Origin of the sequence: Actinokineospora spheciospongiae, assembly GCF_003182415.1 — a bacterium.
Taxonomy (GTDB): domain Bacteria; phylum Actinomycetota; class Actinomycetes; order Mycobacteriales; family Pseudonocardiaceae; genus Actinokineospora; species Actinokineospora spheciospongiae.
Window position 1 is genome coordinate 22,012 of sequence record NZ_QHCP01000012.1, and the last position, 18,990, is coordinate 41,001.

At 71.8% G+C, this 18,990-nt stretch carries 14 protein-coding genes and 2 tRNA genes; 4 read left to right on the forward strand and 12 right to left on the reverse strand.

From position 1 onward, the window contains the following. The first annotated feature begins 194 nt into the window (after positions 1-194). Entirely contained in the window at positions 195-2,381 is a 2,187-nt protein-coding gene (locus DFQ13_RS26340; RefSeq protein WP_110081739.1) for an RNA degradosome polyphosphate kinase, read from the forward strand. Between the two features lie 2 nt (positions 2,382-2,383). After that, positions 2,384-3,265, forward strand: a complete 882-nt coding sequence (locus DFQ13_RS26345; protein ID WP_035281327.1) for an NUDIX hydrolase — start codon at positions 2,384-2,386, stop codon at positions 3,263-3,265. A gap of 326 nt (positions 3,266-3,591) precedes the next feature. Here DFQ13_RS26345 and DFQ13_RS26350 read toward each other — a convergent pair whose 3' ends face one another. The 3 genes from DFQ13_RS26350 to leuC form a co-directional block, all read right to left on the reverse strand. Then, positions 3,592-4,362: an HU family DNA-binding protein gene (locus DFQ13_RS26350; protein WP_035281326.1), complete on the reverse strand. Its 771-nt coding sequence runs from the start codon at positions 4,360-4,362 to the stop codon at positions 3,592-3,594. Between the two features lie 275 nt (positions 4,363-4,637). Continuing rightward, positions 4,638-5,240 carry a 3-isopropylmalate dehydratase small subunit gene (gene leuD, locus DFQ13_RS26355; protein ID WP_035281325.1) on the reverse strand — a complete coding sequence of 201 codons (603 nt, stop codon included), beginning with the start codon at positions 5,238-5,240 and terminating at the stop codon, positions 4,638-4,640. 12 nt (positions 5,241-5,252) lie between these two features. Further along, positions 5,253-6,698, reverse strand: coding sequence for a 3-isopropylmalate dehydratase large subunit (leuC, locus tag DFQ13_RS26360; RefSeq protein ID WP_110081740.1), 1,446 nt, complete (start codon positions 6,696-6,698; stop codon positions 5,253-5,255). Between the two features lie 77 nt (positions 6,699-6,775). Between leuC and DFQ13_RS26365 the strand changes: the two genes are divergently transcribed. Next, complete coding sequence (locus tag DFQ13_RS26365; RefSeq protein WP_181400161.1) at positions 6,776-7,477, forward strand: IclR family transcriptional regulator; 702 nt, start codon at positions 6,776-6,778, stop codon at positions 7,475-7,477. A gap of 395 nt (positions 7,478-7,872) precedes the next feature. Here the strand turns inward: DFQ13_RS26365 and DFQ13_RS26370 are convergent. The 4 genes from DFQ13_RS26370 to gltX form a co-directional block, all read right to left on the reverse strand. Continuing rightward, positions 7,873-7,945: transfer RNA gene (locus tag DFQ13_RS26370), tRNA-Glu, on the reverse strand. Between the two features lie 72 nt (positions 7,946-8,017). Further along, positions 8,018-8,089: transfer RNA gene (locus DFQ13_RS26375), tRNA-Gln, on the reverse strand. A 98-nt stretch (positions 8,090-8,187) separates the two neighbouring features. Continuing rightward, complete coding sequence (locus DFQ13_RS26380) at positions 8,188-9,021, reverse strand: HAD family hydrolase (RefSeq protein ID WP_233427527.1); 834 nt, start codon at positions 9,019-9,021, stop codon at positions 8,188-8,190. A 144-nt stretch (positions 9,022-9,165) separates the two neighbouring features. Beyond that, entirely contained in the window at positions 9,166-10,650 is a 1,485-nt protein-coding gene (gene gltX, locus DFQ13_RS26385; RefSeq protein WP_110081741.1) for a glutamate--tRNA ligase, read from the reverse strand. 106 nt (positions 10,651-10,756) lie between these two features. Between gltX and DFQ13_RS26390 the strand changes: the two genes are divergently transcribed. Next, positions 10,757-11,983, forward strand: a complete 1,227-nt coding sequence (locus DFQ13_RS26390; RefSeq protein ID WP_110081742.1) for an FAD-dependent oxidoreductase — start codon at positions 10,757-10,759, stop codon at positions 11,981-11,983. A 45-nt stretch (positions 11,984-12,028) separates the two neighbouring features. Here DFQ13_RS26390 and DFQ13_RS26395 read toward each other — a convergent pair whose 3' ends face one another. The 5 genes from DFQ13_RS26395 to serA form a co-directional block, all read right to left on the reverse strand. Beyond that, positions 12,029-12,799, reverse strand: coding sequence for a fumarylacetoacetate hydrolase family protein (locus tag DFQ13_RS26395; RefSeq protein WP_110081840.1), 771 nt, complete (start codon positions 12,797-12,799; stop codon positions 12,029-12,031). A 21-nt stretch (positions 12,800-12,820) separates the two neighbouring features. Next, positions 12,821-13,414 carry a lipoprotein gene (locus DFQ13_RS26400; protein ID WP_110081743.1) on the reverse strand — a complete coding sequence of 198 codons (594 nt, stop codon included), beginning with the start codon at positions 13,412-13,414 and terminating at the stop codon, positions 12,821-12,823. Between the two features lie 30 nt (positions 13,415-13,444). Further along, on the reverse strand, positions 13,445-15,112 hold the full coding sequence (gene cimA, locus DFQ13_RS26405) for a citramalate synthase (RefSeq protein ID WP_110081744.1): 1,668 nt from the start codon (positions 15,110-15,112) through the stop codon (positions 13,445-13,447). 945 nt (positions 15,113-16,057) lie between these two features. Further along, positions 16,058-17,095, reverse strand: a complete 1,038-nt coding sequence (locus tag DFQ13_RS26410; protein ID WP_035277901.1) for a 3-isopropylmalate dehydrogenase — start codon at positions 17,093-17,095, stop codon at positions 16,058-16,060. A gap of 231 nt (positions 17,096-17,326) precedes the next feature. Beyond that, positions 17,327-18,922: a phosphoglycerate dehydrogenase gene (gene serA, locus DFQ13_RS26415; RefSeq protein WP_035277900.1), complete on the reverse strand. Its 1,596-nt coding sequence runs from the start codon at positions 18,920-18,922 to the stop codon at positions 17,327-17,329. Positions 18,923-18,990: the final 68 nt, after the last annotated feature.

An 18,990-nucleotide genomic window follows, 5' to 3' on the forward strand; every position in this document is an offset into this window, starting at 1 on the left:
GACACCGGCGGGTGGGCGGGCTGATCGACACCGCCGGGTGGGTGGGCTGATCGACACCGGCGGGTGGGCGGGCTGATCGACACCGCCGGGTCGGGGGCTGATCCACGCTGCCGGGTGAGTGGGCTGGTCAGGATGCTGAGAGTTCACCCACGCGTTGGTCACGGAACAGGCCATTCCGGGATCGGTACCGGACAATGGGGCGTGTGAGCACCGACAACCAGCCCCAGGAGCCCGCGGCCACCCCGACCAGCGCACCGGAGTCGACGCCGGAACCGCGGGGTGTTCCCTCCGCGCCGCCCGCGGTGACGCCCGCGGTCGCCGAGACGGACCTCCCGGACGACCGCTACCTCAACCGCGAGCTGTCCTGGTTGGACTTCAACGCCCGGGTGCTGGCGCTGGCCGAGGACGCCTCGCAGCCGCTGCTGGAGCGGGCCAAGTTCCTGGCGATCTTCGCCTCGAACCTCGACGAGTTCTACATGGTCCGGGTGGCCGGGCTCAAACGGCGCAACGAGACGGGCCTGTCGGTGCGCAGCGCGGACGGCCTGACCCCGCGCGAGCAGTTGGCCTACATCTCCAAGCGCAACCAGGAGCTGGTCGAGCAGCACTCCAAGGCGTTCACCGACCGGGTGCGCCCGGCCCTGTCGGAGTGCGGCATCAAGATCTCCACCTGGTCGGAGCTGACCGAGGAGGAGCGCACCCGGCTGTCGCACTACTTCCGCGGTCAGGTGTTCCCGGTGCTCACGCCGCTCGCGGTCGACCCCGCGCACCCGTTCCCCTACATCTCCGGCCTGTCGCTGAACCTGGCGGTGACGGTGCGCGACCCGGAGGGCGGCACCGAGCGGTTCGCCAGGGTGAAGGTCCCCGACAACGTGCCGAGGCTGGTGCCGATCGACCGCAGCGCCGACGAGCAGGTGGCGATCTTCCTGCCGCTGGAGGAGCTCATCGCCGCGCACCTCGGTTCGCTGTTCGCGGGCATGGAGGTCAGCGAGGTGCACGCCTTCCGGGTCACCCGCAACGCCGACCTGGAGGTCGAGGAGGACCGCGACGAGGACCTGCTGCAGGCGCTGGAGCGGGAGCTGGCGCAGCGCCGGTTCGGCCCGTCGGTGCGCCTGGAGGTCGCCGACGACATGAGCGAGCACATGCTGGAGCTGCTGCTGCGCGAGCTGGAGGTGCACCCCAACGACGTCGTGGTGGTGCGCGGCCTGCTCGACCTGACCTTCCTGTGGCAGGTCTACGGCGTGGACCGCAAGGAGTTGAAGGACCCGCCGTTCGTCCCGGCCACGCACCCGGCGTTCGGCGAGCGGGAGACGCCCAAGAGCGTGTTCGCCACCCTGCGCGAGGGCGACGTGCTGGTGCACCACCCGTACGACTCGTTCTCCACCAGCGTGCAGCGGTTCATCGAGCAGGCGGCGAGCGACCCGCACGTGCTGGCCATCAAGCAGACCCTGTACCGGACCTCCGGCGACTCCCCGATCGTGGACGCGCTGATCGACGCGGCCGAGGCGGGCAAGCAGGTGGTGGCGCTGGTGGAGCTGAAGGCGCGCTTCGACGAGCAGGCGAACATCAAGTGGGCGCGGGCGCTGGAGAAGGCGGGGGTGCACGTGGTCTACGGCCTGGTGGGCCTCAAGACGCACTGCAAGACCTCGCTGGTGGTGCGCCAGGAGGGGTCCACGATCCGCCGCTACTGCCACATCGGGACGGGCAACTACAACCCGAAGACCGCGCGCCTCTACGAGGACGTGGGCCTGCTGACCGCCGACGCGGGCGTGTGCTCGGACCTGACGGACCTGTTCAACGTGCTCACCGGGTACGCCAGGCAGGACGAGTACCGCAGCCTGCTGGTGGCGCCCTACGGGGTGCGCCGCGGGATCGTGGAGCGGATCGAGGACGAGATCGAGCACCGGCGCGCGGGCAGGCGGGCCGGGGTGCGGATCAAGGTGAACTCCCTGGTGGACGAAGGGGTCATCGACGCGCTGTACCGGGCGTCGCAGGCCGGGGTCGAGGTCGACGTGGTGGTGCGCGGGATCTGCGCGCTCAAGCCGGGCATCCCCGGGCTCAGCGACAACATCCGGGTCCGGTCGATCCTGGGCCGGTTCCTGGAGCACTCGCGGGTCTTCGTCTTCGCCGGGTGCGACGAGCACTGGATCGGCAGCGCGGACATGATGCACCGCAACCTCGACCGCCGGGTGGAGGTGCAGGTCCGGGTGAAGGACCCGAGGCTGACCAGGCAGCTCGACGAGATGTTCGACTCCGCGCTGGACCCGGCCACCCGGTGCTGGGTGCTCTCGGCCAAGGGCGACTGGGAACCCTCACCGGCGGGCGAGTCCACGGTGCGCGACCACCAGGCGCAGATGCTGGTGAAGCACCGGGCGCTCGGCTGAGCATGTCGGGGCGGATCAACGCGGCGGGCGGCGTCCTGTGGCGGCGGGGGGACTCCGGCGCCCTCGAGGTGGCGGTGGTGCACCGGCCGCGCTACGACGACTGGAGCCTGCCCAAGGGCAAGCTGCACCGGGGTGAGACGACCTGCGCGGCGGCCGTGCGGGAAGTGGCGGAGGAGACCGGTTTCCGCGCGGTCCTGGGCGCGCACCTGTCCCGCGTCGCCTACACCGTGCCCGCGGGTGACAAGGTGGTGGACTACTTCGCCGCCCGTGCCGTGTCGGGCGCCTTCGCGGTCAACGACGAAGTGGACGCCCTGCGCTGGCTGGGCGTGGCGGACGCGGCGCCGGTGCTGACCCACCCGGCCGACCGGGGGGTGCTGGCGCGCTTCACCGCCGTGGGCCCGGACGCCACGACGGTGCTGCTGGTCCGGCACGCGCACGCGGGCAAGAAGGAGCTGTGGGCGGGCCCGGACGACGAGCGGCCGCTGTCGAAGACCGGCGAGCGCCAGACCCGCGCCCTGACGCGGCTGCTGCCGCTGTTCCACCCCGATCGGGTGCACGCGGTCCCGAAGCTGCGCTGCACGGCGACGGTGGCGCCGCTGGCGGGGTTGCTGGGGCTGTCCCTGACCACCGAGCCCGCGCTGGCCGAGCCGAGCCACAAGCGGCACCCGGCGCGGGCGGCGGCGCGGCTGCTGGCGATCGCGGCGGCGGGCGGGACACCGGTGGTGTGCAGCCAGGGCGGGGTCATCCCGGACGTGGTGGCGGAGCTGAGCCGGGGCACGGACGTGCCCACCGACTCCCGTTGCCGCAAGGGCAGCGTGTGGGTCCTGTCGTTCACGAAAGGCCGGAAACCGCGCTTGGTCGGCGCGCATTACCTGGCGCCGTGAGCGCGGTCCGATCGCGGGAATTGCGCGCGGACAACCCGCCGCGGGTCGCCGGTCCGGGCGGGCAGTCCGAACGGGGAGTCGGTCCGGGAGTGCCCGCCGGTGAGACGCGCGATGGGTTCGGCGGAGTCCGGCGTGTGAGTGCGGCTCAGCATTTCCCGGGAGCGCGCTGTCCTTCGTTGCCAATTCGCGCGTTCACCGGATCGGTGTGGTCAATGCCGCCGGATCGGGTTCCGGAACCGGGCGCGGATGCGCGAGAGCCCCGCACGGGGGAAGCGTGCGGGGCTCTCGCGACCTGACTTCCGTCCTCTCGGACGACCGTGCACCGACTACTTCTTGGTGGTGGTCTTCCGTGCCGCGGAGGTGGTCTTGCGCGCGGCGGAGGTGGTCTTCGCCGCCGCCTTGGGCGCGGCCTTGGCGGCCGGGGCGGCCTTCTTGGCCGCGGTGGTGGTGGCCTTGGCCGCCGCCGGGGTGGCCTTCTTCGCCGCGGGGGCCTTGGCCGCCGTGGTCTTGGCGGTGGTCGCCTTCGCGGTGGTCGCCTTGGCCGGGGTCGCCTTGGCCGTGGTGGCGGCCTTCGGCTTGGCCGCGGTGGCCTTCGTGGTGCGCGCCGTGGTCGCCTTGGTGGCGGTCGCGGTGGGCTTGGCTGCCGCCGCCCGGCTGCGCGTCGTGGTGGCGCGCGTGGTCGCCGCCGCGGGCTTCGCCGCCGCCGCGCGGGTGCGGGTGGTGGTGGCGGTGCCCGCCGCGCGGGTCGTGGTCGCCCGGGTGGTGGTGCCCGCCGCCGCGCGCGCGGTGGTGGCCTTGGCCGCGGTGACCTTGGGCAGCTTCTTCGCGCCGCTCACGACCTCCTTGAACATCGTGCCCGCGCGGAAGGCGGGAACGTTGGTCTTCTTGACCTTCACGGTCTCACCGGTGCGCGGGTTGCGCGCGGTCCGGGCGGCGCGGGCGCGCTTCTCGAACACGCCGAAGCCGGTGATGTTGACCTTCTCGCCCTTGTTGACCGTGCGGACGATCACGTCGACGAGACCGTCGACCGCAGCGCCTGCGGCCTTCTTGTCGCCCAGGCGCTCGGTGAGCGCCTCGATGAGTTGGGCCTTGTTCACCCTTCAGTCCTCCGTAAGAGAGCCACACTGCCGTTTACGACCCAAGCGAGCCGACTTCTTGCCCAAGATAGGCCGAAATGCGCGCGATTTCCACGCGACGCGCCCTGATTTTTCCTTAACCGTCCCGATCCGCATCCCTCGGGGGGTCGGATTCGGGGTTTTCGGGGGGCGTCGCGCGGGGGTCGGCGTGTGTTGTGAAGTGTCCGGGAGGGGCGGGAAGGGGCCGGGGAAGGGGCCGGATACCCCTTCTCGACAAGGGGAATCCGGCTCCTCGATCAGGGGGTGGCGATCGGGGTCGTCACCGGCTTCCAATTGGGCCTGGCCTGCTCGAACGCGTCGATGTCGGCCTCGTGGCGCAGGGTCAGGGAGATGTCGTCGAGGCCCTCGAGCAGCCGCCAACGGGTGTAGTCGTCCACGAAGAACCTGGCGGTGAAGTCCTTGGCGCTGACGGTCTTCTCGACCAGGTCCACCGTGACCTGCGTCCCAGGCTCGGTTTCGAGCAGCTTCCAGAGCTGCTCGACGTCGGACTGCTCGCACTCGGCGGCCACGAGCCCCTGCTTGCCCGCGTTGCCGCGGAAGATGTCGGCGAACCGGGCGGAGACGACCACCCGGAAGCCGTAGTCCGACAGCGCCCAGACGGCGTGCTCGCGGGAGGACCCGGTGCCGAAGTCGGGTCCGGCGACGAGGACGCTGCCCGCCCGGTAGGGCTCCCGGTTGAGCACGAAGTGCTCGTCGGAGCGCCAGGCGGCGAACAGGCCGTCCTCGAAGCCGGTGCGGGTCACCCGCTTGAGGTAGACCGCCGGGATGATCTGATCGGTGTCCACGTTGGACCGGCGCAGGGGCACCCCGACGCCGGTGTGGGTGGTGAACGGCTCCATGGTCGCTTCCCCTCAGTTCCGGTCGTCGCCGCTGGTCGCGGCGCCGACGAGGTCGTCGGACAGGTCTTCCGGGGACGACAGCGTCCCGCGCACGGCGGTGGCCGCCGCCACCAGCGGCGACACCAGGTGGGTGCGCCCGCCCTTGCCCTGCCTGCCCTCGAAGTTGCGGTTCGATGTGGACGCGCTGCGCTCCCCGGGGGCCAACTGGTCCGGGTTCATGCCCAGGCACATGGAGCAGCCCGCCTGCCGCCACTCGGCGCCCGCGGCCAGGAACACCGCGTCCAGGCCCTCGGACTCGGCCTGCGCGCGGACCCGCATCGAGCCGGGCACCACGAGCATCCGCACGCCCTCGGCGACCCGCCTGCCGCGGATGACGTCGGCGGCGGCGCGCAGGTCCTCGATCCGGCCGTTGGTGCAGGAGCCGAGGAAGACGGTGTCGACGCCGATCTCGCGCAGCGGGGTGCCCGGCGCCAGGTCCATGTACGCCAGGGCCTTCTCCGCGGCGACGCGCTCGTTCTCGTCGGCGATCAGCTCCGGGTCCGGGACGGTCGCCGACAGCGGCAGGCCCTGGCCGGGGTTGGTGCCCCAGGTGACGAACGGCGTCAGCGACGCGGCGTCGACGACCACCTCGGCGTCGAAGGTCGCGTCGTCGTCGGTGCGCAGCTCCCGCCAGGAGGCCACGGCGGCGTCCCAGTCGGCGCCCCGGGGGGCGTGCGGGCGGCCCTTGAGGTACTCGAACGTGGTCTCGTCCGGGGCGATCATCCCGGCCCGGGCGCCCGCCTCGATGGACATGTTGCACACGGTCATCCGGGCTTCCATCGACAGCTTCTCGATGGCCGGGCCGCGGTACTCCAGGACGTAGCCCTGGCCGCCGCCGGTGCCGATCTTGGCGATGACCGCGAGGATCACGTCCTTGGCGGTGACGCCGGGGCGCAGTTCGCCGGTGACGGTGATCGCCATGGTCTTGAACGGCCGCAGCGGCAGCGTCTGCGTGGCCATCACGTGCTCGACCTCGGAGGTGCCGATGCCGAACGCCAGCGCGCCGAACGCGCCGTGGGTGGAGGTGTGGCTGTCGCCGCACACCACCGTCGTGCCCGGCTGGGTCAGGCCGAGCTGCGGGCCGACCACGTGCACGATGCCCTGCTCGACGTCGCCCATCGGGTGCAGCCGCACCCCGAACTCCGCGCAGTTGCGGCGGAGCGTGTCGACCTGCGTGCGCGAGACCGGGTCGGCGATCGGGAGATCGATCCCGATGGTCGGGACGTTGTGGTCCTCGGTCGCTATCGTCAGGTCCGGCCTGCGCACGGGGCGCCCGGCCAGCCGCAGGCCGTCGAACGCCTGCGGGCTGGTCACCTCGTGCACGAGGTGCAGGTCGATGTAGAGCAGGTCCGGTTCGGCGCCGTCACCGCGGCGCACCACGTGCTGGTCCCACACCTTCTCAGCGAGCGTTTTGCCCATCGCTCATCACCATCAGCTTCCCGGTCGCACTTCGAACAGACTGGACTTCCCACATGACGGGAAAGTAGTATCGAGACGTGGGACAGCATAGCGGCATCGGAGTTCTGGACAAGGCAATGGCCGTTCTGCAGGCCGTGGCGAAGGAACCCTGCGGCCTGGCGGAGTTGTGCGCGAAGACGGGCCTGCCCCGGGCGACGGCGCACCGCCTGGCGGTGGGGCTCGAGGTGCACCGCCTGCTGCGCAGGGGAACCGACGGCAGGTGGCGCCCCGGCGCCGCGCTGGCGGAACTGGCGGGCGGCGCCACCGACCCCCTCCTCGACGCCGCGACGGCGGTACTCCCGAGACTGCGCGACCGCACGGGCGAGAGCGTCCAGCTCTACCGCCGCGACGGCCTGCACCGAATCTGCGTCTGCTCCGCAGAACCCCCCAGCGGCCTGCGGGACACAGTCCCCATCGGCACCCGCCTCCCGATGACAGCGGGTTCAGGGGCAAAAGTCCTCGCAGCCTGGTCGGACCCGGCAACCCAGCGCAGCCTCCTGGCAGACGCGGTCTTCGGCGAACGCGCACTCCTGGAAGTCCGCAGAAGGGGCTGGGCCCAAAGCGTCGCCGAACGCGAACCAGGCGTGGCCAGCGTCTCAGCCCCAGTACGAGACGCCTCCGGCACGGTCGTGGCGGCAATCTCCGTCTCCGGCCCCATAGACCGCATGGGCCGCCGCCCCGGCGCCCGCTGGGCCGCCGACCTCCTGGCCGCCGCCGACGCCCTCCAAAACCGCCTCTAGCCCCCGCCACCGATTGCGGAGACTTCCCGGGACGGGGCTCGTTGGGGTGGATTGTGTTCTTCGGGCCCCCTACGAAGAAAGCATGCCCGGTGCGCGTGAGTGGGCGAAGGGATGCCCACCGTCGCGGGTCAGCTTTGCATGCTTTCTTCTCCCCCAAAGAACACAATCCACCCCAACGAGCACTCCCCCGAAGCCCCACTTCGCCCACCAAACACACGGGCGAAGCCCGAGCAGAGCCACCCGACCACCAGAGCCACCCGACCACCAGAGCCACCCGACCACGCTGGTTCAGGCACCCACCGCACCGTGGGGGTCCGGGGGGTCGCCCCCCGGGTGGCATAGCGAAAGGGTCCCCCATCAGCATCTTTTCCGCTGATGGGGGACCCCAAACCCTGTAGCCCCGACGGGATTCGAACCCGCGCTACCGCCTTGAGAGGGCGGCGTCCTAGGCCGCTAGACGACGGGGCCCTAGAACAACTCTTACTTCGTGTTCTGTTTTGCTGGGAGAGACCTTAGCAGACTCGCTGTGGTGCTCTACCGCTGGGGTACCAGGACTCGAACCTAGACTAACTGAACCAGAATCAGTCGTGCTGCCAATTACACCATACCCCAATGGCATTCGGTTCCGGCCTCCGAGAGCTACCCGGTGGCCTGTCCCTCTTGCCGGAGAAGATGTTAGACCACAGCCCCCTCCGGGGTGAAATCGGGGGTCAGCTCCGGGGATCGGGGACGGCGGACCCGCTGGTCACGGCCGGTGTGCGGTACTCGCTGACGAGGAGCGCGGGCAGGTCGGCGAGGGAGTCGAGGACGGGTACGCCGACGTCCGGGTCGGGGTCGTCGGCCCGGTTCCCGGCCCCGAGGCCGCCGGGTGCGGGGCGGTCGAGCCAGACCCCGTGCAGGCCGGCGTCGCGGGCGGCGTGGGCGTCGAGGTCGAGCCGGTCGCCGATGTGGAGGGTCTCCTCGGGAGGGGCGCCGAGGTGTTCGCAGGCGGCGTGGAAGATCTGCGGGTCCGGTTTGGCCGCGCCGATCGCGGCGGGGCTCAGGACGGCGTCGAAGAAGCGGCCCAGGCCCAGGTCGGCGAGGCGGGCGCGCTGGTGCGGGCCGGAGGCGTTGGTGACGGCGCCGATCTTCAGGCCCGCGGCGCGCAGCCAGTCCAGGCAGGGGACGGTGTCGGGGAACAGCCGCCACGCGCCGCGCATCTGGGCCAGGCGGCGGTCTTCGAGGACCGCCACCGCCTCGTCGTCCACCAGGGCGCCGAGGTCGGCCAGGAAGGCCTTGGTGCGCGCCCTGCGCATGGTGTCGTAGTCGTACTCCCCCGCGACGGCCCTGGCGTGGTGTTCGTCGGTGACCCGCTGCCAGGCGGCCCACATGTCGTCGCGGCCGATGAGGCGGTGCAGGGCTTTCCTGGCGGAGCCGGTGAAGTCGATCAGCGTGTCGTCGATGTCCAGGCACACGGCGGTGATCCGGGGCGGTTCGGTGCGGGGCGCTCGCGCCTGCCGTTCGGGGGCGGCGGCGGCCGGGAGGGGCGCGAGCGGTGTTCTCATCACGCGAGGCTAAGTGCCGCGCCGGGGTCCGCGATTCGTCTGCCCGGGTGGTGTTCCGGCTTCTGACACGGTCAAGCGCGAAGGTCCCGCGACAGCCGGGAAAAGACTATCGCGGGACCTCCGGATCGCGTTACCCGTTCCCCACTAGGGAAGCGCTTTGCGCAACCGCCCCATGGTGCGGTCGCGGCCCAGCAGTTCCATCGACTCGTACAGCGGCGGGGACACGGTTCGCCCGGTCACGGCTACGCGCACCGGCGCGAACGCCTTGCGCGGCTTGAGTCCCAGACCGTCGATCAAGGCGGTTTTGAGCGCTTCCTCGATGGCCGGGGTGGTCCACTCGGACAGTGCGTCCAGCGCGGCGATGCCCGCGGTCAGCACCGGTTCGGCGTCCGGGCCGAGGTTCTTCGCCGCGGCGTCGGCCTCGGGGGTGAACCCCGCGTCGTCGGCGAAGAGGAAGCCGACCATGCCCGCGGCGTCGGAGAGCACGACCAGCCGCTCCCGCACCAGCGGCGCGATGGCGTCCACAGTGGCCACCTGGTCGGCCGTGGGCTCGGCGGGCAGCACGCCCGCGGCGCTCAGGTACGGCAGCACCCGGCGCACGAAGTCGCCGGTGTCGAGGGCGCGCAGGTGCTCGGCGTTGATCGCCTCGGCCTTCTTCAGGTCGAAGCGGGCCGGGTTGGCGCTGACCCGGCCGATGTCGAAGGCCTCGACCATCTCCGCCATGGAGAAGATGTCGCGGTCCTCGGCGATCGACCAGCCCAGCAGCGCCAGGTAGTTGAGCATCCCCTCGGGGACGAACCCGCGCTCGCGGTAGGCGAACAGGTTCGACTGCGGGTCGCGCTTGGACAGCTTCTTGTTGCCCTCGCCGCGGACCAGGGGCATGTGCCCGAAGTGCGGGGTGAACTCGGCCACACCGACGCGCTGCAACGCCTCGTAGAGCGCGATCTGGCGGGGGGTCGAAGGCAGCAGGTCCTCGCCGCGGAGCACGTGGGTGATCCGCATGAGGGCGTCGTCGACCGGGTTGACCAGGGTGTAGAGCGGCTGGCCGTTGGCGCGCACCAGGACCGGGTCGGGCACGCTGCCCGCCGGGAAGCTGATGTCGCCGCGGACGAGGTCGGTGAAGGCGATGGCCCGGTCGGGCATCCGCAGCCGCAGCACGGGTTCGCGGCCGTCGGCGCGGAAGGCGGCGCGCTGCTCGTCGGTGAGGTCGCGGTCGTGGTTGTCGTAGCCCAGCTTGGGGTCTTGGCCCGCGGCCTTGCGCCGCGCCTCGACCTCCTCGTTGCTGGAGTAGGACTCGTACAGCTCACCGGCTTCGGTGAGCTTGGCGATGACCTCGGCGTACTTGTCCGCGCGCAGGCTCTGCCGGTAGGGGCCGAACTCGCCGCCGACCTCGGGACCCTCGTCCCAGTCGATGCCGAGCCAGCGCAGGCCGTCGAGGATCGCCGCGTAGCTCTCCTCGGAGTCGCGGGCCGCGTCGGTGTCCTCGATCCGGAAGACCAGCTTGCCGCCGGTGTGCCGGGCGAAGGCCCAGTTGAACAGGGCGGTGCGGATGAGCCCGACGTGCGGGGTGCCGGTCGGTGACGGGCAGAAGCGGGCTCGGACTGGGGTGGTGGCGTCTGGGGTGCTCATAGCCTGATCAGCGTATCCCTGCCGATCCGCCTTGACCTCGCCGGAGGCCGGGTGCACAGTTATTCAACGAGTGTTGAAAACAGTTGGAACCGGAGAGGGGAGAGCCATGACCGACACAGACGTCCTCGTGGTCGGGGGCGGTCCGGCGGGGATGGTCGCGGGGCTGCTGCTGGCCAGGGCGGGCATCCGGGTGACCGTGCTGGAGAAGCACGCGGACTTCCTGCGCGACTTCCGCGGCGACACCGTGCACCCGCCGACCCTGGACCTGATCGACGCGCTGGGCCTGGGCGAGGCGTTCCGGGAGATCCCGCAGAGCCGCATCGAGGAGGTGGAGGTGCCCTTCTCCGGCGGGGTCGCCAGGGTGGCCGACCTGCGCTCGCTGCCGGGGCCGAACAACTTCATCGCCATGGTCCCGCAGTGGGACCTGCTCGACCTGCTGGCCGCGGCGGGCAAGCGGGAGCCGACGTTCGAGCTGCGGATGAACACCGCCGCCACCGGCCTGCTCCGCGACGGCGACCGGGTCACCGGCATCGAGTACCGCACCGGCGACGGGCAGACCGGCGAACTCCGCGCCCGGCTGACCATCGCCTGCGACGGCCGCTCCTCGGTGCTGCGCGACGCCGCGCTGCTGCCGAAGAAGCGCTACCGCACCCCGATGGACGTGTGGTGGTTCCGCCTGCCCCGCCACGACACCGACCCGCGCGGCATCGTCCCGCTGATCAGCGACCGGCGCGCGACCGTGCTGATCGACCGCCGGGAGTACTGGCAGGCCGCGACCCTCATCCCCAAGGGGTCCGACGCGGACGCCCGCCGGGGCGAGGTGTCGGCGGTCCTGCGCGACGTGGTGGCGGTGGCGCCGTGGCTGGCGGACCGGGCAGGGGCGCTGGGCTCCTGGGACGAGGTGAAGACCCTGGACGTGCAGCTCGACCGGCTGACCCGCTGGCACCGCGACGGCCTGCTGTGCCTGGGCGACGCGGCGCACGCGATGTCACCGCTGGGCGGGGTGGGCATCAACCTGGCGGTGCAGGACGCCATCGCCGCGGCCCGGCTGCTGGCCGGACCGCTGGCGCGCGGGCGGGTCACCGAGGCCGACCTGGCACGGGTCCGGTACCGCAGGCTGCTGCCGACGGTGCTCATCCAGGGCCTGCAACGGTTCCTGCACCGCAGGGCGATCGCGCCCGCGCTGGCGGGGCGGGTGGAGATCGCGCGGTCGGCCACGCTGCCGCTGCCGATCCGGCTCATCCGGCGCTTCCCGGTGCTCAACCGCGTCCCGGCGCAGGTGATCGGGCGCGGGGTGCTCAGCGAACCGGTGCCGGACTTCGCCCGCCGGTGACCGGTGGGCCGATCCCCCGCCCGCGCGGGGGATCGGCCCGCGGGCTCAGCGGTTGACGACCGGGTTGGTCAGGGTGCCCAGGCCGGTGATGGACACCGACACCGTCTGCCCGGCCACGATCTGCCCCACGCCCGCGGGCGTGCCGGTGAGGATCACGTCACCGGGCAGCAGGGTCATCACCTTCGAGATCCACTCGACCAGCTCGGGCACCCCGTGCAGCAGGAACGCGGTGGAGGAGTCCTGCTTGACCTCGCCGTCGACCGTGGTCTTCAGGTCGAGGTCGGCGGGGTCGAGCCGGGTCTCGATCCACGGACCCAGGGGGCAGAACGTGTCGTGCCCCTTGGCCCGGGTCCACTGCCCGTCGTGCTGCTGCTGGTCGCGGGCGGTGACGTCGTTGGCGATCGTGTAGCCGAGGATCACGCCGCCCGCCCTGGCGGCGGGCACGTCCCGGCAGGGCTGGCCGATGACCAGCGCCAGCTCGCCCTCGAAGTCCACACGGGACGAGTCCCTGGGCAGCTTGATGGCCGCCCCGGGGCCGACCACGGTGGTCGAGGGCTTCATGAAGATCACCGGGTCGGCCGGGGCCTCGCCGCCCATCTCCCTGGCGTGGTCGGCGTAGTTCTTGCCGACGCAGACCACCTTGGTGGGCAGGATGGGCGCGAGCAGCCGGGTGTCGGCCAGCGGCCACCGGCGCCCGGTGAACTCGGGGGTGCCGAACGGGTGCTCGGAGATCTCCGCGGCGACCTGGTCGGACCCCTCGCCCTCGATCGAGACGAACGCGACACCTGCTGGATGGGCAATTCGAGCGATACGCACGGCACCCACACTAGAACGGCCTCAGCGCTCGACCGGGGTCAGGCTCTGCTTGGCCAGCAGGTAGCCGGGCAGCGCCTGCTCGTAGGCCGCCGCCGAACCGGTCTCCACCGACACGACCAGGGTGCGCAGCGGCGTGGCCACGGCGAACGCCCGCCCCGGCGCGCCGCCGTCCGGGCGGGCGAAGGTCAGCTCCACGCCCGTGCCCCGGCCCACTGTGGACTCGCGGTAGGTCGGATCGGCGATGGTCCCCTCACCCTGGATGAACCGCTCCAGCGCGCCGCGCGGGGTGCTGCCCGGCTCACCGCCCACCCACACCCGCAGCCGCCCGGTGTCCGAGCTGACCGCGCAGTCGGCGGCCAGCCCGTCGCGGGACTCCCCGTCCCCCGCCGCGGCCGTCCACCCCGCGGCGACGTCGAAGGCGAACGGCAGCGGGCACGTCCCCGGCACCCCGACCCGGGACACCGCGTCCGCCGGTTCCACCCGGTCCAGCCACACGTCCGCGGCGGGCGCCGAGGTCGCCGGTGGCGCCGCCGCGGGCTCCCGCTCCGCCGACCCGCCCCCCGCGCACCCGGCCACCGACACCGCCACCACCGCACCGACGAGCAGAACCCGCACGCCGACCGCCTCCTCCCGCTCGGGGGCGGCCTACCCGCGCAGGCCGCCCGCGCCGACCCCGGACCGGACCCGCATCGCCTTGTGCGCGAGCGCGTCGCAGAGCGCCAGCCAGCTCGCCTCCACGATGTTGCCGTGCACACCCACCGTGGTCCACTCGAGCTCGCGGTCCGAGGACTGCACCAACACCCTGGTGACGGCATCGGTGCCGTGTTGGGTTGCACGCGACGCCCCGGTGAGGATGCGCACCTTGTAGTCGGTCAGCTCCACCTCGTCCACCCAGGGCAGGTGCGGCACCAGCGCCCGGCGCAGCGCCGCGTCCAGGGCGTGCACCGGTCCGTTGCCCTCGGCGGTGGCGATCACCCGGTGCCCGGCCACGTGCACCTTCACCGTCGCCTCCGACACCACCTCGCCGTCGAGCCGGTGGTCCAGGATCACCCGGTAGGACTCCAGCTCGAACGGGTGCCCGGTGGCGGGGGCGTCCGGGTCGACCACCGCGATCTCCCCGCGCAGCAGCAGCTCCAGGGAGGCGTCGGCGGCCTCGAACGACCACCCGCGCGACTCCAGGTCCTTCACCTTCCGCAGCGCGCTGTCCACCGCCTCCGGCCTGCCCACCAGGTCGACGCCCAGCTCGTGGCCCTTGAGCTCCAGGCTCGCCCGCCCGGCCATCTCGGTGACCAGCACGCGCATGTCGTTGCCCACCACGGTCGGGTCGATGTGGTTGTAGAGCAGCGGGTCGACCTTGATCGCGCTGGCGTGCAGGCCCGCCTTGTGCGCGAACGTCGAGTGCCCCACGTACGCCTGGTGGGTGTCCGGGGCGATGTTCGCCAGCTCGGCCAGCGCGTGCGAGACGTGCGTCAGGTCGGCGAGCTTCCCCTCCGGCAGCACGTCCATCCTGAGCTTCACGGCCAGGTTCCCGATCACCGGGAACAGGTCCGCGTTGCCTGCCCGCTCCCCGTACCCGTTGGCCGTGCACTGCACGTGCGTGGCCCCCGCCTGCACCGCGGCGACGCTGTTGGCCACCGCGCACCCGGTGTCGTCCTGGCAGTGGATGCCCACCCGGAACCCGGTCCGCGCGATCACCTCCCGCACCGTCTCGGCCAACCCCAGCGGCAACTGCCCCCCGTTCGTGTCGCACAGCACCACCACGTCGGCTCCCGCCTCGAACCCGGCGGTCAGCACCCGCAGCGACGTGTCCGGGTCGAACGCGTACCCGTCGAAGAAGTGCTCGGCGTCGAGGAACACCCGCCGCCCCTCCCCCACCAGGAACGCCACGGTGTCGCGCACCATCTCCGCCGCCTCGGCCACGTCGGTCCGCAGCGCCCGCTCGATGTGCCTGCGGTCGGACTTCGCCACCAGCGTCACCACCGGCGCCTGCGACGCCAGCAACGCCTGCACCTGCGGGTCCTTCGCGGCGGTGCTCCCCGCCCGCCGGGTCGACCCGAACGCCACCAGCGCGGCGTGCTGCAACTGCAACTCCCCGGCCGCGGCCCTGGCGAAGAACTCGGTGTCCTTCGGCATCGCCCCCGGCCACCCGCCCTCGATGAACCCCACCCCCAACCCGTCCACCAACCGGGCGACGGCCAACTTGTCGGCCACCGAGTAGGAAATCCCCTCCCGCTGCGCCCCGTCGCGCAGGGTGGTGTCGTAGACGTGGAAGGAGTCGCCGAGCGGAGTTCCGGCCGGAGTCGTGCGGGTCACGGGATCGCTCCTCATCGAGAGGTGTGCAGGGAGTGGACAAACAAAAAGACCCCCCGCAACATGCGAGAGGTCTGCGCGCCGGTGCTCCGTGGTGCGGAGTCAGCCGACGCGCTCGTCGATAATGATCAGGGCGGAGTGAGCCACGGTCCGATGGTGGCACACCTGCGGGCCGGGTACCAACTCGCGGACCCCGCTTCCCATCCCGTGGACCGTGGACAACTCCGACCCGGACGACCGTTCCCGTCGGTGGGTCCGGGTTGGATGGAAGTCGGGGGCTGCTCCGTGCCGCCTGTGGACAACTGCCTGCCTGCTCGGCTTTTCTGTCGGTGCCGCGTGGTTGGGTTGATTCGGGGGCTGCTCTTTTGGGTGGGTAGTGCTGGATCGGGTGGTTGTTCTTGGTCGGGGCCCCTACGAAGACCCTCTGCCGCGGTGCGCGTGAGTGGGCGAAGGGATGCCCACCGTCGCTGGCCAGCTTGGCAGAGGGTCTTCTCCCCCAACCAAGAACAACCACCCGATCCAGCGTTCCACCATCTTCTTGCGCGCGGCCACTTGCTCGCGCCAACTCGGGTACCTCGGGTGCGAGCGGCGGTGGTTCACCGCAGTGCTGCGCGTGGCCGCCCGCTTGGCCTGCTGGGGTTCCTGGCTGCGCGTGGCGGTGGCTCACCGTTGTGCTGCGTGTGACTGCCCGCTCGATCCACCGCGCCTTCGGCTGCGCCGGGCGCCAGGACAGCGGCTTGGTCCCGCGCACGCGGCTGCCCGCTCCGAGCGGACGCTTGGGCTGACGCCGCCCCTGACACCCGCTCGCCCGCTCGCGCTCAGCCGGTTGACCCGCGCACACGCCGTCCGCGATGGGCGGGGCAAGCGCTTTCGCCGGGGCAAGCCCGGGAAGCGGCGAAGGCCCGCTCCGGGTGGGAGCGGGCCTTCGCGGGTGGTGCGGTGGCCGGGTCAGCCGGTGCGGACGTTCGAGGACACCAGGGCCGCGAGGCGGTCCCCGATGGCGAAGGTGCCGCCGGGGGAGTTGTGGTCGCGGGTGGCGAGGTCGAAGGCGACCGACGCCTCGATGCGGCGGGCCGACTCGTGCTCGCCGAGGTGGTCGAGGAGCAGGGCGACGGACAGGACGGCCGCCGTGGGGTCGGCGATGCCCTGGCCCGCGATGTCCGGGGCGCTGCCGTGGACCGGCTCGAACATGCTCGGGTTGCGGCGGGTGATGTCGAGGTTGCCGCTGGCCGCGAGGCCGATGCCGCCGGTGACGGCGGCCGCGAGGTCGGTGAGGATGTCGCCGAACAGGTTGTCGGTGACGATCACGTCGAAGCGGCCGGGGTCGGTGACCATGTGGATGGTGGTGGCGTCCACGTGCTGGTAGGCGACGGTGACGTCCGGGTGCTGCAACGACACCTCCTCCACCACGCGCGACCACAGCGAACCCGCGTGCGTGAGCACGTTGGTCTTGTGGACGAGGGTCAGGTGCTTGCGGGGGCGGGCCGCCGCGCGGGTGAACGCGTCGCGGACGACGCGCTCGACGCCGAAGGAGGTGTTGACGCTGACCTCGGTGGCGATCTCGTGCGGGGTGTCCTTGCGGAGCAGGCCGCCGTTGCCCGCGTACAGGCCCTCGGTGCCCTCCCGGACGACGATCATGTCGATCTCGCCGGGGTCGGCGATCGGGCTCTTCACCCCCGGGTACAGCCGGGCCGGGCGGAGGTTGACGTGGTGGTCGAGCTCGAAGCGCAGCCGCAGCAGCAGCCCGCGCTCCAGGATGCCGCTGGGGACCGACGGGTCCCCCACCGCACCGAGCAGGATGGCGTCGTGGTCCCGCAGCTCACCGAGAACGGACTCCGGCAGCAGCTCACCAGTCGCGTGCCACCTCGCCGCGCCCAGGTCGTAGCGGGTGATCTCGGCGGTCGGTATGACCTCGCCCAGCACCTTCAGTGCCTCGGCGATCACTTCCGGCCCGATCCCGTCACCTGGGATCACCGCGAGCCGCATGCACACACCTCCCGGGGTATCGGCCCGAACTGTCAGGGCCTGGTAGTCGAACGAAGGCTACCGGGAAGCCGCCCGGATGCCGCATCGCGCCACCTGTTCGGGTGGTTTCGAGATGTCTTCTGGGCCGATATATGACACGAACGGTGCCCGGAAGGGTTGTCAACCAACCGATCCGGGCACCGTTCGGCAATTCCGCCGCGTCCCAACCCGTGGACGGGTGGAGCGGTCGACTCAGCCGAAGTCGATGGCCCGCACGATGCTCGCCCCGACCGAGGCGCCGATCGACTCCAGCACCGACGGGTCGACCGCGCGGTCCACCCGCAGCAGCATGACGGCGTCGGAACCCTGCGCGGTCTGGCTGATCTGCGCGGCGTCGATGTTGATGCCGGACTCGCCCAGCAGGGTGCCGACCGCGCCCATCACGCCCGGGCGCTCGGCGTACTCCAGCAGCAGCACGTCGCCCTCGGCGCGCAGGTCGAACGCGCGGCCGTGCACCTCCACGAGCTTCTGCACCTGGTCCAGGCCGGACAGGGTGCCGCTGACGGTCACCACCGACCCGTCGGCGTACGCGCCGCGCAGGGTCACCACGCTGCGGTGGTTGGCGCTCTCGGTCTCGGTGGCGACCTCCACGGCCACGCCCCGGGCCTCGGCGATCTGCAGGGCGTTCACGAACGTCACCTGGTCCTCGACGATCCCGGTGAACACCCCGCGCAGCGCGGCCAGCGACAGCACCGACACGTCCTCGGAGGACAGCTCGCCGCGCACCAGCACGGTGATCGCGGTGGGGGCCTTGCTGCCCAGCGCGGTCAGCACGGTGCCCAGCTTCTGCGTCAGCGACAGGTACGGGCGCACCTCCTCGCCGACGACGCCACCGGCCACGTTGACCGCGTCCGGGACGAAGTCGCCGCGCAGCGCCAGCCGCACCGAGTGGGCCACGTCGGTGCCCGCCCGGTCCTGCGCCTCGGCGGTGGAGGCACCCAGGTGCGGGGTCACCACGACGCCCGGGACGCCGAACAGCGGCGACTCGGTGGTGGGCTCCTTGGTGTAGACGTCGATGCCCGCGCCGCCGACCTGGCCGGAACGCACCGCGTCGGCCAGCGCCTGCTCGTCGATGAGGCCGCCGCGCGCGGCGTTGACGATGATGACGCCCTTCTTGGTCAGCGCGAGCTTCTCGGCGCTGATCAGCCCCTTGGTCTCCGGGGTCTTGGGCAGGTGCACGGAGATGAAGTCCGCCCTGGCCAGCAGGTCGTCCAGCTCGACCAGCTCAATACCGAGCTGGGCGGCGCGCGCGGGCGAGGCGTACGGGTCGTAGGCGATCAGGGTGGTGCCGAACGCGGCGAGGCGCTGCGCGAACAACTGCCCGATCTTGCCCAGGCCGACGACGCCCACGGTCTTGCCGGACACCTCGACCCCGGAGAACGAGCTGCGCTTCCACTGACCCTCCTGCAGGGTCTGGTGCGCGGCCGGGATCTGCCGGGCGGTGGCCAGCAGCAGCGCCACCGCGTGCTCGGCGGCGGAGACGATGTTCGACGTCGGCGCGTTCACCACCAGCACACCGCGATCGGTGGCGGCGGGCACCTCGACGTTGTCCAGGCCGACACCCGCGCGGGCGACGACCTTCAGGGTGTCACTGGCCTTGAGCACCTCGGCGTCGACCTGGGTCGCGGAGCGCACGAGCAGCGCGTCGGCGGAGGCCACGGCCTCGAGGAGGGCGGGGCGGTCAGTGCCGTCGACGTGGCGGACCTCGAACTCGTCGCCGAAGACGTCCAGCACGGACGGCGCGAGCTTCTCGGCGATGAGGACGACGGGGCGGCTCGTAGTTGTCACGCGGGCTCCTGTGCTGACAGCATTTTTGGGTGCGGTTACCACTCTGTAACCACAGGGAGTCTAGGCCG

Coding starts and splice junctions, on each gene's coding strand:
- DFQ13_RS26340 (WP_110081739.1), top strand. CDS start 195: ATGGGGCGTGTGAGCACCGACAACCAGCCCCAGGAGCCCGCGGCCACC.
- DFQ13_RS26345 (WP_035281327.1), top strand. CDS start 2,384: ATGTCGGGGCGGATCAACGCGGCGGGCGGCGTCCTGTGGCGGCGGGGG.
- leuD (WP_035281325.1), bottom strand. CDS start 5,240: ATGGAGCCGTTCACCACCCACACCGGCGTCGGGGTGCCCCTGCGCCGG.
- leuC (WP_110081740.1), bottom strand. CDS start 6,698: ATGGGCAAAACGCTCGCTGAGAAGGTGTGGGACCAGCACGTGGTGCGC.
- DFQ13_RS26380 (WP_233427527.1), bottom strand. CDS start 9,021: ATGAGAACACCGCTCGCGCCCCTCCCGGCCGCCGCCGCCCCCGAACGG.
- gltX (WP_110081741.1), bottom strand. CDS start 10,650: ATGAGCACCCCAGACGCCACCACCCCAGTCCGAGCCCGCTTCTGCCCG.
- DFQ13_RS26390 (WP_110081742.1), top strand. CDS start 10,757: ATGACCGACACAGACGTCCTCGTGGTCGGGGGCGGTCCGGCGGGGATG.
- DFQ13_RS26410 (WP_035277901.1), bottom strand. CDS start 17,095: ATGCGGCTCGCGGTGATCCCAGGTGACGGGATCGGGCCGGAAGTGATC.